20 protein-coding genes are annotated in these 15,428 nt (G+C 44.4%); 8 read left to right on the plus strand and 12 right to left on the minus strand.

Annotated features, from left to right (window positions below):
- The first annotated feature begins 24 nt into the window (after positions 1 to 24).
- Positions 25 to 762: a response regulator transcription factor gene (locus tag JN178_RS03540; RefSeq protein WP_202263727.1), complete on the plus strand. Its 738-nt coding sequence runs from the start codon at positions 25 to 27 to the stop codon at positions 760 to 762.
- A gap of 19 nt (positions 763 to 781) precedes the next feature.
- Here JN178_RS03540 and mgtE read toward each other — a convergent pair whose 3' ends face one another.
- The 12 genes from mgtE to JN178_RS03600 form a co-directional block, all read right to left on the minus strand.
- Positions 782 to 2,140 (minus strand): magnesium transporter, encoded by a 1,359-nt coding sequence (gene mgtE / locus JN178_RS03545; RefSeq protein ID WP_159623929.1) that lies wholly within the window; start codon positions 2,138 to 2,140, stop codon positions 782 to 784.
- Between the two features lie 200 nt (positions 2,141 to 2,340).
- Positions 2,341 to 2,613 carry an HPr family phosphocarrier protein gene (locus tag JN178_RS03550; protein ID WP_159623928.1) on the minus strand — a complete coding sequence of 91 codons (273 nt, stop codon included), beginning with the start codon at positions 2,611 to 2,613 and terminating at the stop codon, positions 2,341 to 2,343.
- The gene (gene rapZ, locus JN178_RS03555; RefSeq protein WP_202263729.1) at positions 2,613 to 3,458 is read right to left on the minus strand and encodes an RNase adapter RapZ; all 846 of its coding nucleotides are present in this window, start codon (positions 3,456 to 3,458) and stop codon (positions 2,613 to 2,615) included. Before rapZ ends, JN178_RS03550 begins: the two co-directional genes overlap by 1 nt.
- Before the next feature lie 58 nt (positions 3,459 to 3,516).
- Positions 3,517 to 3,960, minus strand: coding sequence for a PTS IIA-like nitrogen regulatory protein PtsN (gene ptsN, locus JN178_RS03560; RefSeq protein WP_202263731.1), 444 nt, complete (start codon positions 3,958 to 3,960; stop codon positions 3,517 to 3,519).
- 13 nt (positions 3,961 to 3,973) lie between these two features.
- The gene (hpf, locus tag JN178_RS03565; RefSeq protein ID WP_012517338.1) at positions 3,974 to 4,261 is read right to left on the minus strand and encodes a ribosome hibernation promoting factor; all 288 of its coding nucleotides are present in this window, start codon (positions 4,259 to 4,261) and stop codon (positions 3,974 to 3,976) included.
- Positions 4,262 to 4,290: 29 nt separating this feature from the next.
- Positions 4,291 to 5,787: an RNA polymerase factor sigma-54 gene (locus JN178_RS03570; protein ID WP_202263733.1), complete on the minus strand. Its 1,497-nt coding sequence runs from the start codon at positions 5,785 to 5,787 to the stop codon at positions 4,291 to 4,293.
- 73 nt (positions 5,788 to 5,860) lie between these two features.
- Positions 5,861 to 6,586 carry an LPS export ABC transporter ATP-binding protein gene (gene lptB, locus JN178_RS03575; protein ID WP_159623924.1) on the minus strand — a complete coding sequence of 242 codons (726 nt, stop codon included), beginning with the start codon at positions 6,584 to 6,586 and terminating at the stop codon, positions 5,861 to 5,863.
- Between the two features lie 2 nt (positions 6,587 to 6,588).
- Positions 6,589 to 7,143, minus strand: a complete 555-nt coding sequence (gene lptA, locus JN178_RS03580; protein ID WP_202263736.1) for a lipopolysaccharide transport periplasmic protein LptA — start codon at positions 7,141 to 7,143, stop codon at positions 6,589 to 6,591.
- Entirely contained in the window at positions 7,112 to 7,690 is a 579-nt protein-coding gene (gene lptC, locus JN178_RS03585; RefSeq protein ID WP_202263738.1) for an LPS export ABC transporter periplasmic protein LptC, read from the minus strand. The genes lptA and lptC overlap by 32 nt, the downstream gene beginning before the upstream one ends.
- Positions 7,687 to 8,235: a 3-deoxy-manno-octulosonate-8-phosphatase KdsC gene (gene kdsC / locus JN178_RS03590; protein WP_202263740.1), complete on the minus strand. Its 549-nt coding sequence runs from the start codon at positions 8,233 to 8,235 to the stop codon at positions 7,687 to 7,689. Before kdsC ends, lptC begins: the two co-directional genes overlap by 4 nt.
- The gene (locus JN178_RS03595) at positions 8,236 to 9,216 is read right to left on the minus strand and encodes a KpsF/GutQ family sugar-phosphate isomerase (protein WP_202263742.1); all 981 of its coding nucleotides are present in this window, start codon (positions 9,214 to 9,216) and stop codon (positions 8,236 to 8,238) included.
- A 2-nt stretch (positions 9,217 to 9,218) separates the two neighbouring features.
- On the minus strand, positions 9,219 to 10,175 hold the full coding sequence (locus tag JN178_RS03600; RefSeq protein ID WP_202263752.1) for a calcium/sodium antiporter: 957 nt from the start codon (positions 10,173 to 10,175) through the stop codon (positions 9,219 to 9,221).
- 535 nt (positions 10,176 to 10,710) lie between these two features.
- Between JN178_RS03600 and mlaF the strand changes: the two genes are divergently transcribed.
- From mlaF to murA, 7 genes are all read left to right on the plus strand, one after another.
- Positions 10,711 to 11,511, plus strand: a complete 801-nt coding sequence (gene mlaF, locus JN178_RS03605) for a phospholipid ABC transporter ATP-binding protein MlaF (RefSeq protein WP_202263754.1) — start codon at positions 10,711 to 10,713, stop codon at positions 11,509 to 11,511.
- Entirely contained in the window at positions 11,508 to 12,284 is a 777-nt protein-coding gene (gene mlaE / locus JN178_RS03610) for a lipid asymmetry maintenance ABC transporter permease subunit MlaE (protein WP_159623917.1), read from the plus strand. Before mlaF ends, mlaE begins: the two co-directional genes overlap by 4 nt.
- Positions 12,285 to 12,293: 9 nt before the next feature.
- A complete protein-coding gene (gene mlaD / locus JN178_RS03615) occupies positions 12,294 to 12,767 on the plus strand; it encodes an outer membrane lipid asymmetry maintenance protein MlaD (RefSeq protein WP_159623916.1) in 474 nt (157 codons plus the stop codon).
- Between the two features lie 103 nt (positions 12,768 to 12,870).
- Positions 12,871 to 13,548, plus strand: a complete 678-nt coding sequence (locus JN178_RS03620; RefSeq protein WP_159623915.1) for an MlaC/ttg2D family ABC transporter substrate-binding protein — start codon at positions 12,871 to 12,873, stop codon at positions 13,546 to 13,548.
- Entirely contained in the window at positions 13,545 to 13,853 is a 309-nt protein-coding gene (locus JN178_RS03625; RefSeq protein WP_159623914.1) for an STAS domain-containing protein, read from the plus strand. The genes JN178_RS03620 and JN178_RS03625 overlap by 4 nt, the downstream gene beginning before the upstream one ends.
- 31 nt (positions 13,854 to 13,884) lie before the next feature.
- On the plus strand, positions 13,885 to 14,142 hold the full coding sequence (locus JN178_RS03630; RefSeq protein WP_159623913.1) for a BolA family protein: 258 nt from the start codon (positions 13,885 to 13,887) through the stop codon (positions 14,140 to 14,142).
- A gap of 12 nt (positions 14,143 to 14,154) precedes the next feature.
- On the plus strand, positions 14,155 to 15,417 hold the full coding sequence (gene murA, locus JN178_RS03635) for a UDP-N-acetylglucosamine 1-carboxyvinyltransferase (RefSeq protein ID WP_159623912.1): 1,263 nt from the start codon (positions 14,155 to 14,157) through the stop codon (positions 15,415 to 15,417).
- Positions 15,418 to 15,428: the final 11 nt, after the last annotated feature.

Raw genomic sequence — 15,428 nt, forward strand, 5'->3', positions numbered from 1 at the left:
TTAAGGGCAAAATAGGAGCTAGCTATGATCCTTGTAATCTATAGTGACAACCAGTTTCAGCAAATCATTACGCAAAGCTTGAGCAAGCACGGATTCTTGCATGATGTGGTTTCAAATTATCAAGCTGCACTGTCATTACTTGATGCTCAGCACTATTCACTCGTCATCGTACAGTCCCACGCGCAACAGTTTTGCTTAGACCGTATTGAACGTTTGGTATTACAAAACCCAGACAGTTGGATTATGGCCGTTGACGGTCAGCAATTAACTAACGTGAGTGCTGATGAAGCGGATTATTTTGAGGTGGGCGTCGATGATTACCTTGGAGGCGCATTCAACGAGCGTGTGTTTATCGCTCGAATTCGTTCGCATATGAGAAGGAGTATGCCAAGCCTTGACACAAGCCTTCAAAAAAACGCAGACAACAGCATTCAAGCTGGGCCCTTTAAAGTTGATTTACGCTATCACAGCGTTACGTTAAACGGACAAGCCCTATCGTTAACTGCTAGAGAGTTTACCCTTATTAACTACCTCTGCCGTCACCCAAATCAGGTTTTTTCGCGCAATCAGTTATTGAGTGACGTATGGGGCTACAACCATGAAGGGTATGAGCATACCGTTAACACCCACATCAATCGATTGCGTAATAAGTTAGATAATGTAGCCAGTATAGATAACGGCGCACAGCTCGTTGAAACCGTGTGGGGTGTAGGATATAAGTTGAACTTAACCGGCTACGTCGACAAAGCACTCAGTGCGTAATGTGTATTTCGCTGAAAGGTTAGATAAGGAAAAGGGTAGCGGTACCCAAGAAGGCGAAAATACCTACAACATCAGTGATGGTAGTCAGGATAACGCTACCTGCTAATGCAGGATCTATTTTTAAGCGTTTCATAATCATAGGTAAGGTTGCGCCTGCTAACGCTGCTGCAATCATATTGACTAGCATTGCAAAGGCGATAATTACTCCAAGCATATAGTCTTGTTTCCATAGCGCGATTACCGAGGCAATCAGTACTGCCCAAATAGCCCCATTTAAAAAGCCAATGGACATCTCTTTACTAATTAACCAGCGGGAGTTACTCGCGTTGACGTGACCAAGTGCCATACCGCGTATGACCAGGGTAAGTGTTTGGTTACCTGCAACACCTCCCATGCTTGGCACAATAGTATTTAGAATTGCCAGCACGGCCAATTGACTTAAGGTAGCCTCGAATAAGTCGCTGACCATTGCCGCCATAAGGGCAGTGACTAAGTTAACCGCTAACCAAACAGAGCGACGTTTAGTGCTTTGCATGACTGGTGCAAAAGTATCTTCGTCATCGTCAAGACCCGCCATACTCATCATCGAGTGCTCTGCGTCTTCTCGGATAATATCGACTACGTCGTCAATAGTAATACGACCAACGAGACGATTGTTTTCATCTACCACAGGTGCTGATAACCAGTTATATCGCTCAAAGAGACTTGCCACTTCATCATCAGGCATATTAACGGGTATTGCTTCTGATTCTGTATCCATTACGTCAGACACTTTGTCATCTGTATCGGCGGTAAGTAAGCGGGTAACGGGGACAATACCAACAAGGTTATCGGTGCGATTTACTACATAAAAGGTATCGGTATTCTCAGGCAGCTCGCCTTTTAAGCGTATATAGCGTAGAACAACGTCAATGGTAACATCTGGACGCAACGTAATTGTGTCCGTGTTCATAATGAAACCAGCGGTCTCTTCACCGTATGATAGTGCTTGCTCGGCACGCACCCTATCTTGGGCATCCATAGAGTCAAGAATATCTTGTAAAACGGTTTCCGGAAGGCTACTGAGCGTTTCGGCTAAGTCATCCGTGTCCATCTCTTCCAATGCATCAACAACATTAGCCGGAAGCATTTTAGCGATGATGCCATTACGCACGTCATCAGAAAGCTCTTCTAATATATCACCGTGAAAATCGCCATCAATGAGCTCCCACAACTCATCACGAGTACGGCTGGGACTGGATTCAAGAATATGAGCAACATCAGACGGGGGAAGTTCTAACAGAAGCTTACGCACAGACACGAATTGACCGTTGTTCAATGCACCATTTAATGCACGAAGCTGAGTCTGTACGTATTTGGAAACAAGCGCTTCTGCCATAAGTAGCGAGTCCTACTAAGCTAAACTGAGATTAGATGAAACGAGCTCATCCCAATTTGTCTACAGTGCAATTTGGGATTTATGCAGTAGAATATCGCAATTGTGATGAAGCTGTCATGACAATTGCGAGCATAATGACGTTATTATGACTAAGTGTTGTTTATTTCGCCAATTCAAGTGCTTGTATTGGACGGGAGCACTTACTCGGCCTCGTTGAATTTGCCTTCAATTAGTTGCTCAATAGCTGCCATGGCTTCTTCGGCATCACTGCCTTGCACGACAACGTTGACCTGTTCACCTTGATGACTTTCAAGCATCATTAGTCCCAGCACACTATTTGCGTCAGCTTCCTTGTCACCCTTTTTAAGCACAATTTTGGCGTCAAATTGGTTGGCTAGTTGTACCAGTTGCGTGGCAGCACGGGCATGAAGCCCCAATTTATTAACGATTGTGAGTGTTTTCTCAATAATCATTACTGGTTCAACTCTCTGTGACGGATTTGAACGTCTGGATGAATTTCCAAAAATGTTTTTGATAACGCTTGGGCGATGTATACCGAGCGATGCTGTCCGCCAGTACAACCAATTGCCACGGTGACATAACTGCGATTATTGCGCTCTAAATGTGGAAGCCACGTTGTGATCAGGTTCTGTATTTGCCAAATAAATTTTGTTACTACAGGTTGAGAACCTAAAAATACTTCAACAGGCGCGTCTAGCCCAGTCAAGTGCTTTAAATCGGGTTCCCAATGAGGGTTGGGCAAAAAACGCGCATCAAATACATAGTCTGCATCTTTGGGAATGCCGTGCTTAAAGCCGAATGACTCAAACACAAGCACTAATCGCGAGCTTTTCTTACCAAGAATACGTTCGCGTATTAGCTCAGCGAGTTGATGAATAGTGAGTTTGTCGGTATCCAAATAGAGATCGGCTCGCTCGACAATAGGGGCCAGCAGCGCTGACTCTGCGCGAATGGCTTCAGAGAGAGACTTGTTGAGCTTGGCCAGCGGGTGCAATCTGCGTGTTTCGCTAAAACGCTTAACGAGCACATCATCACTAGCATCAATATACACAATGGTCATCGACCAAGACGAAGGCAGGTAATCAAGTATTTCAACTAAATCGTCTGGATTTTTAGGCAGGTTACGTACGTCTATGCTAACGGCGACTTGGTCGTATTCATCAACCACTGTGTGCGTTAGCGTAGGGAGCAAGTTAACCGGAATATTGTCAACGCAGTAATACCCTAAGTCTTCAAGAGCGCGCAGTGCAATTGATTTTCCTGAGCCCGAACGACCACTGATAATAATCAGCTTCACTTATATTCTCCCTTTACACTGATAAGCGCTTAATGCAGTAATGTTGTATAGCAGCGAGTTACGCTAACGCATTTATAATGTCATCGCTTGTGGTAGCACGCCTTATTGCCTTAATAGTGTCTTTATTACTCAGTTTGCCAGCGACTGTGGCTAGTGTTTGTAGATGACCTTCGGTTTGTTCTTCAGGTACTAATAGTGCAAAGAAAATATCGACAGGTTTTTCATCTAGCGCATCAAAATCAATAGCTGGTGTGCTGGTAACAACAATGGCAATAACTCTATCAAGGCCAGCTAAGCGACCATGGGGAAGGGCAATGCCGTTTCCGATACCTGTGCTACCCATTCGTTCTCTCGCCAACAAACTATTCAGTACTGTCGACTGGTCGATATGCGCGTTGTTCTTCGCAGCAATATCGGCAATGATCTCTAAAATACGCTTTTTACTATTACATTGAACCGCACATTCAGTGCGGTCCAGACTTACGATGGCTTGTATATCCATACTTAATTAACTACTAGTGCTTTTTAAGTTTTTCCTTATGCTTGATTACCTGCCGGTCGAGTTTATCAACCATGCTGTCAATCGCCGCATACATGTCGGTATTTTCTGAGGATGCGAATACTTCAGCGCCACTTAAGTGAACTGTCGCTTCTGCTTTTTGGTTTAATTTTTCAACGTTCAGGATGACATGCACATTAGAAATGTGATCAAAGTGACGTTCAAGTTTGCTGAACTTCGTATCGACATAATTACGCAAAGAGTCGGTGATTTCGACATGATGACCAGTAAGGTTGATTTGCATATTTCGTCTTCCTTATATTATTAAGCCCGTTAAATAAGGCTCTTGCGTTGGTTCGACGGCGGGATCGATAACGATTCCCGGTACTTTGCTATTGTCCGCCGGGCAACTTTAATGCCTTGCTCGGCCAACAATGAAGCAATCTTGCTATCACTTAGTGGTTTACTGGGTTTTTCAGCTGCCACCAGTTTTTTGATCAATGCACGAATGGCGGTTGATGAACATTCACCACCTGACTCCGTTGCAACATGGCTAGAGAAGAAATACTTCAACTCGAAGATGCCACGAGGGGTATGCATGTATTTTTGTGTTGTCACACGTGAAATAGTCGATTCGTGCATATCTACCATTTCTGCGACATCATTTAATACCATTGGTTTCATCATTTCTGGGCCATGTTCAAAAAAGCCCATTTGTTGCTGCACAATACAATTTGCTACCTTCATCAGTGTGTCGTTACGCGACTCTAGGCTTTTGATAAACCACTTGGCTTCTTGCATGTGTGAGCGGATAAATTGTGAATCGCTACTGTTCTTTGCACGGCGACTCATTGCGGCATATTGTTGATTGACGCTAAGTTTTGGCAGGCTATCAGGGTTCAGCTCAACCACCCAACGGCCATTCTTTTTGGTAACCGATACATCTGGAATAACGTACTCAGGTTCTTTAGTAACTAAAGCACTACCTGGGCGAGGATTCAAGGTTTGCAGCAAACGCATAGCCTCGCGAAGCTGATCTTCTTTCAATCGGCTCTTGCGCATTAAGGTGCGGTAATCTTTGCTGCTCAGCAAATCAGAATAGTCTTCTATTAACTGCTTTGCCTCGGCAAGCCATGGTGTATCATCTGCGAATTGGCGAAGCTGTACCATCAAGCACTCTTGTGGGGTGCGCGAACCAGAACCAATGGGATCGAACATTTGAATGCGCTTTAATACACATTCTACTTCGTCCATTTCAATGAGTTCCTCTTCATCTTCGCCAGAGGCTTCTTGCGCGTTAACCGCCTCTAAAATCTCTTCAAGAGTAACGGTTAGATACCCTGACTCATCGATAGAATCAATGATAGCCATTGCAATGGCACGGTCGGTGTCAGAAAAAGGGGTGAGGCGCATCTGCCACAATAGATGTTCTTGTATGTCCTCAGTCGTTTCACCTTGGAAAATTTGTTCGTCGTCACTGGCAGGTCCTGGTGCCGGCGCAGACGATGCTGAATAATACTCATCCCATGTGCTATCGATTGGCAATTCGTCTGGAAGATCATTTTTTTCTAGTGCATCGCCAGCTTCCAAAGTATCACTTGATGCAGTGGCAGAAGCTTCTACCCCACTGTCATCATTATCGATGTTATTTTTTTCAAGCTGAGGCTCGTCGTGGCCTTCTTCAACTTCTAATAGCGGGTTTGAATCCAACGCTTCTTGAATTTCTTGTTGAAGATCGAGCGTAGAAAGCTGCAACAGTTTAATGGCCTGCTGCAACTGAGGTGTCATGGTGAGTTGTTGGCTAAATTTTAGCTGTAAAGATGGTTTCATCTACGTCTTATTTAAATGCTCTAAATTGAATATACCTGAGCGAGATTGAAAAATGACAATCCGGTTACACTAACTATAGCCTGAATTGTTCGCCTAGGTATACATCCCTTACTTTTTGATTACTTAAAACCTGTTCCGCAGTTCCTTGCGCAATAAGCTCGCCATGACTCACAATGTACGCTTTTTCACAAACATCCAATGTTTCTCGTACGTTGTGGTCAGTGATAAGGATACCGATACCCCTATCTCGAAGATGTTGAATAATCTTCTTTATATCATTTACTGATATTGGATCAACACCAGCAAAAGGTTCATCCAATAAAATAAATTGTGGTTTAGCTGCAAGGGCGCGCGCAATTTCCACTCGGCGGCGTTCTCCCCCTGACAAACTCATCCCCGTACTATTACGTATATGGTTAATATTAAATTCATCAAGTAGCGCATCGGCTTCTTCTTCTTGCTGTTGTGAATTCAAATCTTTACGGGTTTGTAAAATTGCCATGATATTTTCATGCACAGTGAGCTTTCTAAATATAGATGCTTCCTGCGGGAGATAGCCAATTCCGCGGCGTGCACGCTCATGCATGGGCTGATGTGTTAACTCGTTGTCGTCAATTTCAATGGCGCCCTTATCAAGGGGAACAAGCCCAACAATCATATAAAATGTTGTGGTCTTACCAGCACCATTTGGGCCTAACAGCCCTACAATTTGACCTGTCGATACACTGAGGCTGACATCTCGGACAACCTGGCGTGATTTATACGCCTTAGCAAGGTTTCTTGCGCTCAAAGTAGCCATTGCTATTGGTTGCCCTCGTTATCTTGTTCGTTGTCCTTAGCATTCGTCTTGCGAATCGCTTCAGGAGTGAAAACAGTTGTCACTCTCCCTTCACCGTTGTCGTCATCGCCACCGGTTGCAAGCAGTTGCTCGGTAATCATATCAAAGGTAATACTGTCACCTTTTACCATACTGGTGTCTTGTTTTAGTTCAGCCTTCCCTGTAAGCGATATCACCCGATTAATCACTTCGTAGCGAATTTCATTCGCCTTAGCGGATACTGGCGTTCCATCTTCAAGCTCTTGTGTATAGCTCGCAGGGTTACCGCGTGCGACAAACACTTCTCTGCCTTCGCCCGCTGTCGCGATAACTTCAACTTCGTCGGCATTAATCACAAGCGAGCCTTGAGTAATTAGAACATCATCTTTGAACAACGATGTTTTATTTTTTCCATCAACAAATTGTGACTTAGCGTCGACTTTTATTGGCTTAGAAAAGTCATCTTCACTAGCGAAAACGGAACCACTAGCCAACGCTAAAATTAAGCTAGTTGCTAGGGGAATAAGTGGTTTGTACATGATCGATAAGCTCATATTCTTGGGTGCGTAAGTTTGCATTAAACCCATTGCTTTGAATGACATATTGCGACCCCAGTATCTCTACTGGTTGATCAGATGTCATCTGCTTGTTGTCTAAATTAATCTGAATGTATTGTGTCGTAATGGTTTTGACAAAGTCATCTGTAGTTTGGTTCTCTATCTGTACGTTATTTTCAAGCTGAATCAGCTCGTTGTTGTACAATGTACCTTCCACAGCGGTAACGACCCACGGTGACGTAGCGTTATCAGTATAAAGTGTGTAGCGTGGCGCACGGAACAATACAAAGCCAAGTTGATCGTAGTGCTCCATCGATTCAGCAAACACCTTATGGTTGAGCTGTCCGTCTTGATTATAAAGAGTCGTAGTAAGATTTTTTGCCTTATACGCGGGTTTTAATGCATCAAGTTCGCCGCTATTTCTTACTTCTGGCGGCTCTTCCATCCACGTGGGTAAATACATTAGTAGCGCCAATATAAATAGCGCAGAAATGCTCAGTCCCAGCCGATTGAAGCCAAATTGGCTCATACACTCGCTCCAAAAATACCTTGTTCAACCCCTTTGGCTTGCAGGATTGTGTCAGAAATCTCGCGCACAGCTCCAAATCCACCTGGGAGCGTAGTTTTCCAGTTGGCTTGTTTAGCGACAAAAGGGTGGGCATCTGAAACTGCAATTTTTACACTTGCATGGGCAAACATACCTGTGTCAGGCATGTCGTCGCCAACAGTGGCAACATTATCGGGGCGCAATGACAATTCAGTCATTAGGGCTTGTAGTGCGGCAGACTTATTTTCTTCGCCTTGAATGATATGCGCTACGTTAAGCGCCTTCATGCGGTTTTCCACAATGGTAGAGCGACGCCCCGTAATTACTGCTACGTTAACGCCATGACTCACTAAGGCCTTTACGCCGTAGCCATCTCGGGTGTGAAATGCTTTGAGCTCTTCACCATCATTGCCCAGATAAATGCGCCCATCAGAAAAAACACCATCTACATCACATACCAGCAGTTTAATATCTGCAAGACGCTTAAAGAGCGTGTCATCTAATTCGGTATATAACGTTGTCGTCATTTACAGCACCCCCGCTTTTAATAGCATATGCATGTTGAAGGCGCCGATGGGTTTGCGATCGTTGTCAACCACCATCAATGCACTAATTTTATGGCTTTCCATTAGGTTTAATGCTTCAACCGCTAGCTCTTCTTGAGTGGTTGTTTTCCCGCCTCGTGTCATAACGTCAATAACTTGGGCGCTATGTAAATCAACCCGCGCATCTAAAATACGACGCAAGTCTCCGTCTGTAAATACGCCAAGCAAAATTCCGGCACTATCAATAATGCCTGTCATTCCTAATCCTTTTTTAGAAATTTCAAGGAGTGCTTCGGCAACGGTTGCATCTGACTTTGTTAGCGGAATATCACTACCCGAGAGCATTATGTCGCCTACTTTAAGCAGTAGCTTACGGCCCAAGCTTCCACCTGGGTGTGACAATGCAAAGTCGTCAGATGTGAACCCTTTCTTATCTAACAATGCAACTGCGAGTGCATCCCCCATAACTAATGTTGCTGTTGTACTTGAGGTTGGCGCTAAGCCTAGTGAGCAAGCCTCTTGCTCGACGCTAATATCAAGCACGATATCAGCGTATTGGCCTAGCGAGCTTTGTGCACTGTTTGTCATGGCGACAACTCGTATTCCTAAGCGTTTCACAACGGGCAGCAAGTTAACAATTTCGCTCGTCTCTCCCGAATTGGAGATTGCGAGCAATACATCGCCCTTACTCAACATGCCTAGATCACCATGGTTTGCTTCGCCAGGGTGCATGAAAAAAGAGGGGGTACCTGTGCTGGCAAGTGTTGCAGCAATCTTATTGCCAATATGACCGGATTTTCCCATTCCCGAAACAACGACTTTACCCGTACAGGAAAACAGAATGTCACACGCTTTCTCAAAATCTTCATTTAAGCGACTGGCAAGATTTTCGATAGCGCTAGCTTCAATATCGATAACGCGTTTTGCAGAGGCAATGTAGGTGTTTTGTAATTCGTTATTCATGATTATCCAAACAGCCAGAATTGATAGCCGATAAAACAGGCAAGCAATAAAAATCCGTTAGGCCTAGAAATAGTGCGTTTGCCAATCAGATCGAAACTAAACAGGAATAGTAGCAAGGTCAAGCCAAGCATGACGTACATGTCGCGATTATAAACATCAGGGTCGAGTAGCCCTGGTGCTATTAGACCTGGCATACCCAACACGGCGAGTAGGTTGAAAATATTTGAGCCGATAATGTTACCCAATGCTAAATCATCCTCACCTTTAAGCACGCCGGCAATGCTGGCTGCAAGTTCGGGTAAGCTTGTTCCAAGTGCGATAATTGTTAATCCAATAACCAAATCAGAAATACCAAGATAACGCGCGATTTCTACAGCGGAATTTACTAAGAAATGGGCACTTAAAGGCAAAATAACAAGACCAACACCAATCCAAATAAGCGCAGACGTGTTCGACACATCTTTAGGGATTTCATCGGCAGTTTCGGCAACGAGAGGGTCTTCTTTATCAACTTGAAGCGAGAGCCACGCCATCATCGCTAATACGAAAATAAAAAGACCTAGCAAAATAATGCCTTCGTAGGACTTTAATTCACCATCAAACATAAAGCCTATTGCGATAAGTGAGATGATGAGTAACGCCGGGAGTTCACGTTTAAGCGTTGTTGAGGAAACGATAAGAGGTTTAACTAACGCGGTGATACCCAACACTAATGCGACGTTGGTGATGTTAGACCCTAATGCGTTACCTACCGCAGTGTTCATGTTTCCGTTTGCTGAGGCAATCGCTGATACGACGATTTCAGGGGCTGATGATCCCATCGCCACAATAGTGAGACCTATCATCATCGGCGATATTCCGATGTTTTTCGCCAGTGCAGATGCACCGTATACAAAGCGATCGGCACTCCAACTTAAAATCACTAGTCCTACGATGAAAATTACGATGTTTAAAAGCACAACAACCTGTAATAAAAAGTATTTCGCTAGATTGTCGCAAAAACAGTGCCATTTGCATATGGGAAGTGCATTTTATTTTATTGTAGCGATAAAGTTTCTGTTTTGGGTGTTACCACACTCTATAAACATGTTGCATTGCCTTTAACACACGACAAGCGACCAGATTTTAGCGAAATTTACTGTAAAATCAGGCGTTACGATGAGCTCGTTCAGTTTCAGTTAATAAAAAATACTCTACCATTTTAGTGCCCCGATAAGTGTTATAGGGCTTTTCGAATAAGACAACTAACACAGCGATTGGGCTGACAGGCTTAATCATTCGTATTCATCGAACATAACTTGTAACTTTTTGACTTTGGCGACGCCCTTGAAAAAGCGTAGAATGTCACTAGATTACACTGCCCGGTAAACTTTACTGTGAAAGTAATCGAAGGCATAGAACTTGAATGTTCTCGATGTTAAATAAATTTTTATAAAGCCCGCCGATGTAAATACTGGCGGCTTCATTAGGTCAAGGGTCGACATTAAACACGCTATGGATCATTTAGTTGAAATAGACAACCTTACCTTTAAGCGTGCCGATCGTATTATTTACGATGGCATTTCGCTTAAAGTGCCCAAGGGAAAAATTACTGCGGTAATGGGCCCCAGTGGTATTGGTAAAACCACACTGCTGCGCCTTATTGGCGGGCAGTTAACACCTGATGAAGGTGATGTGAAGTTCGACGGGGACTCCATTGTCTCTATGTCGAGGAAGTCGCTATATCAGACCCGACGCAGAATGAGCATGTTATTTCAAAGTGGCGCGCTCTTTACTGACATGAGTGTGTTTGACAACGTGGCCTTCCCGCTGCGTGAGCACACCCAACTTTCAGAAGATGTGATTGCTACTATTGTCGCTTTAAAGCTACAGGCTGTAGGTTTACGTGGGGCAGCGAAGTTGATGCCAAGTGAATTGTCAGGCGGTATGGCGAGACGCGCAGCCTTGGCCAGAGCAATCGCTCTTGACCCTGATTTAATTATGTATGATGAGCCCTTTGCAGGTCAGGACCCTATTTCAATGGGGGTTCTTGTTAAACTCATACGTGAACTGAACGACGCATTAAATCTTACCAGCATAGTGGTAACCCATGATGTCACGGAAGTATTAACCATTGCCGATTACATTTATATTCTTGCTGATAAGCGGGTAATTGGTGAAGGAAGTGCACAACAAATTAGAGAAAGTGATAGCGAGTTAGTACAGCAGTTTCTGAAAGGAAAAGCTGATGGCCCTGTCCCATTTCATTATCCGGCATCTGATCTGAAAACGAGCTTTCTGGGGGCGGGTAAATGAGTTTCTTACAATCCGTCGGTGCAAACACCATAGGTAAAATTACGGCAATTGGCCGTGCCGCCATTATGCTATTTGGTGCGTTAATCGCCGTACCTCGTATTAAAAATATCCCGCTGATTATCAGGCAACTTTACGTGGTTGGTGTTCAATCATTGCTTATCATAATGGTGTCAGGACTTTTTATTGGCATGGTAATGGCGCTTCAAGGCTACACTATCTTGGTGGATTACGGTGCAGAAGGTAGCTTGGGTCCCATGGTAGCGCTCTCGTTATTAAGAGAGCTCGGGCCTGTTGTTACTGCACTACTTTTTGCAGGGCGAGCGGGTTCAGCATTAACTGCTGAAATAGGACTAATGAAAGCGACCGAACAGTTAAGTAGCCTAGAAATGATGGCTGTCGATCCACTACGCCGCATTGTTGCTCCGCGCTTTTGGGCAGGTATGCTAGCTATGCCAATGCTTGCAATCATTTTTAGCGCAATTGGCATACTAGGCGGGCACTTAGTGGGCGTTGACTGGTTAGGCGTTGATGCAGGAAGTTATTGGTCAATTATGCAGTCCACAGTAGATTGGAACCAAGATGTAGTGAACGGTGTAATAAAAAGCCTCGTTTTTGCCTTGGTTGTGACCTGGATTGCCATATTTAAAGGGTACGATTCTATTCCAACATCGGAAGGGATCAGCAAAGCCACTACTGAAACAGTAGTGTATTCATCATTAGCAGTATTAGGGCTGGATTTCGTACTTACCGCCCTTATGTTTGGTATCGAGTAGGGGATCGGAATGAACAAGTATAAAACGGAAGTCATGGTTGGTGTGTTTGTCATGCTGACAATCGGCGCACTGTTGTTGTTGGCGCTAAAAGTGGCTAACCAAACGGTTGCGACAGAAGGCGATTCCTACACGCTATATGCAAAATTTGACAACATTGGTGGGCTGAAGCCCCGTTCTGCCGTCAAGGTTGGTGGCGTTACTGTAGGGCGAGTATCTTCGATTACCTTAGATCAGGAAGACTTCACGCCAGTTGTTGAGCTATCGATTCTTAAAGAATACAACGGTTTTCCAGAAACCAGTTCGGTATCCATTTTGACGTCAGGTCTTCTTGGAGAGCAATATGTTGGGTTTCAGCCTGGTTTCTCTTTCGATGGTGTGGCGAATTTACAAGATGGTGATTACCTCCAAGATACTAAGTCAGCATTGGTATTAGAGGATTTGATTGGCCAATTCTTATTTAATCGCGGTAGTGACGAAGACTAGTAGCGTAAATAAACGCATAGATATAAAGATTTGATGCGGTTCGTTGAAACTAAACAGTGTATTAACGGGTCTGCATAAGTGAGATTGTTTTAGGAGAGTTACTTTGAAAAAGTTAATGGTAGCAATTGGCATATTGATGATGTCAGTAGTAGGGTCGGTTAGCGCACAGGAAGTGAATGAGCAGAACCCGTATGCACTCGTTCAAGACGTTGCAAATAGAACGTTTGAGCGTATTAAGGCAAACCAAGAAGCAATTAAAGCTGATCCAGAAATGCTGCGTACCATTATGGAAGAAGAGCTTGTACCGCATATTGATTATAAGTTTGCCGCGTTTATGGTTTTGGGTAAGCACTTTAAGTCAGTACCACAGGAAAAGATGGGTGAATACATCAGTGTTTTTCGCCAATACCTAATTACTACGTACGCTATTGCAATGGGATACTACGACAATCAAACTGTTGTGTTTGAACCAGAGTCGAGCTTTGATGACAAGAAATCAGTAACAGTGCGCGCCGTAGTACAGGATCCAGATCGTCCAGAAATCAAAATTGCTTTCAAAGTACGCAAAGACAGCAAGACAAATGAATGGAAAGCGTATGACATGGTTGCAGAGGGCATTAGCCTACTAAATAGCAAGCGTAGTGAATTTGAATCTATCTTACGTCAAGATGGTATCGACTCAGTTATTGCACTTATGCGTGACAAGATTGGCCAGCCAGTAGAACTTAATCAAGGCGAAGCGGTTGAGATTTCAGGCGAAGCTGAGGGAGAGTCTGAGTGAGCCTTTTTGAGGTAAACGACAAAGGCAATATTGTTGTTCACGGTCACCTTGACCGTGACACGCTGTCCAAAAACTTTTGGGAATGCTTGAGTAGCAAAGAGCGGGAGCAATTAATCAATAGTGGTGCGTGTCGAATTGACCTTAGCGATGTAGAGCGCGCGGATAGTGCTGGCCTAGCATGGCTAATTAATGCGGTTAGGGATGCAGGTCAAAACGGTGTTAGCATGACCCTTCTCAAAATGCCTGAGAAGCTGCACAAGCTTGCAAAAATTAGCGACGCAGATAGCTTTTTGCCAGTAGAATAGAGCCCACATTAGCGAATATAAGAAGTAAGTTATGGAATTGTCTGAAATCGAAAAAATTTTGAAGGACGCCTTAGACCTTCACGAAGTTCACGTGAAAGGCGAGGGGTCGCATTATAATATTATCGCTGTAAGTGACGTGTTTAACGACATGAGCCGCGTTAAGCGTCAGCAAGCCGTGTATGCACCACTTGCAGATAAAATAGCTGATGGCAGCATGCATGCAATTACGATTAAGACGTTTTCAGTTAAAGACTGGGAGCGTGAGCGCCAGTTCAATATCCCTCAATAATAGGCTGTATACGTGGATAAACTAGTTATAAAGAAGAGCCCGGCATTAGAAGGTACGGTGCGAATCTCCGGCGCGAAAAATGCTGCCCTTCCATTGTTGATGACAAGCCTGTTAACAGACTCTCCTTGTCGATACACAAACGTACCGCGTCTGCGCGATATAAATACCACGATGGCTTTGCTAAGAGAGCTGGGCGTGGAGGTTGCTCAACCAGCGCCGAATGACATCTTAATTGACGCAAGTACGCTAGAGAGTGTAACAGCATCTTATGATCTTGTTCGCACCATGCGAGCTTCTATTCTTGTGCTAGGTCCGCTACTAGCAAAACAAGGTAAGGCAAATGTGTCATTACCTGGCGGCTGTGCAATTGGCGCGCGACCGGTGAATCTGCATCTTACCGGCCTAGAAAAAATGGGCGCCAAGATTGAAGTTGATGAAGGTTATATTCGCGCTGAAGTTGATGGTAGGTTAAAAGGCGCACGCATATTCATGGATATGGTAAGCGTGGGAGCCACCGAGAATCTACTGATGGCTGCAGCGCTTGCTGATGGTACTACTGTACTAGAGAACGCAGCACGTGAGCCTGAAATTGTAGATTTGGCAAATTGCTTAATTCAAATGGGTGCAAAGATCAGCGGCGCCGGTAGTGATAAAATTACGGTTGAAGGTGTAGAAACACTGTCTGGCTGTGATTATGCTGTGTTACCTGACCGTATTGAGACGGGGACGTTTCTTGTTGCGGCTGCCGCAACGGGCGGTAAAATTCGATGCACCCATGCAGCGCCTGATACTCTTGATGCCGTGCTCGACAAGCTTGAGCAAGCCGGTGCAAAAATTACCACTGGTGATGACTGGATTGAGCTTGATATGCAAGGAAACAAGCCCAAGGCTGTGCGCGTAAAAACAGCGCCACACCCAGCGTTTCCCACTGACATGCAAGCTCAGTTTGTGACCCTTAATTGTGTTGCTGAGGGTACGGGTGTTATCACCGAAACTATTTTCGAAAATCGCTTTATGCATGTGCCTGAGTTGCAACGTATGGGCGCTGAAATTGCGCTAGAGGCAAACTCTGCGGTTTCAAAAGGAAGCTCAAAACTGAAAGGCGCGCCTGTAATGGCAACAGACCTGCGAGCATCTGCTAGTTTGGTTATTGCTGGACTTATTGCAGAAGGTGAAACCCACGTAAATCGAATCTATCATTTAGATAGAGGGTATGAAGCCATTGAAGAAAAGCTTGGTGCGCTAGGAGCTAATATTCAACGCGTAAAAGAATAAAAGCGTTCCAA

Origin of the sequence: Alteromonas sp. KC3, assembly GCF_016756315.1 — a bacterium.
In the GTDB taxonomy this organism is placed as follows: domain Bacteria; phylum Pseudomonadota; class Gammaproteobacteria; order Enterobacterales; family Alteromonadaceae; genus Alteromonas.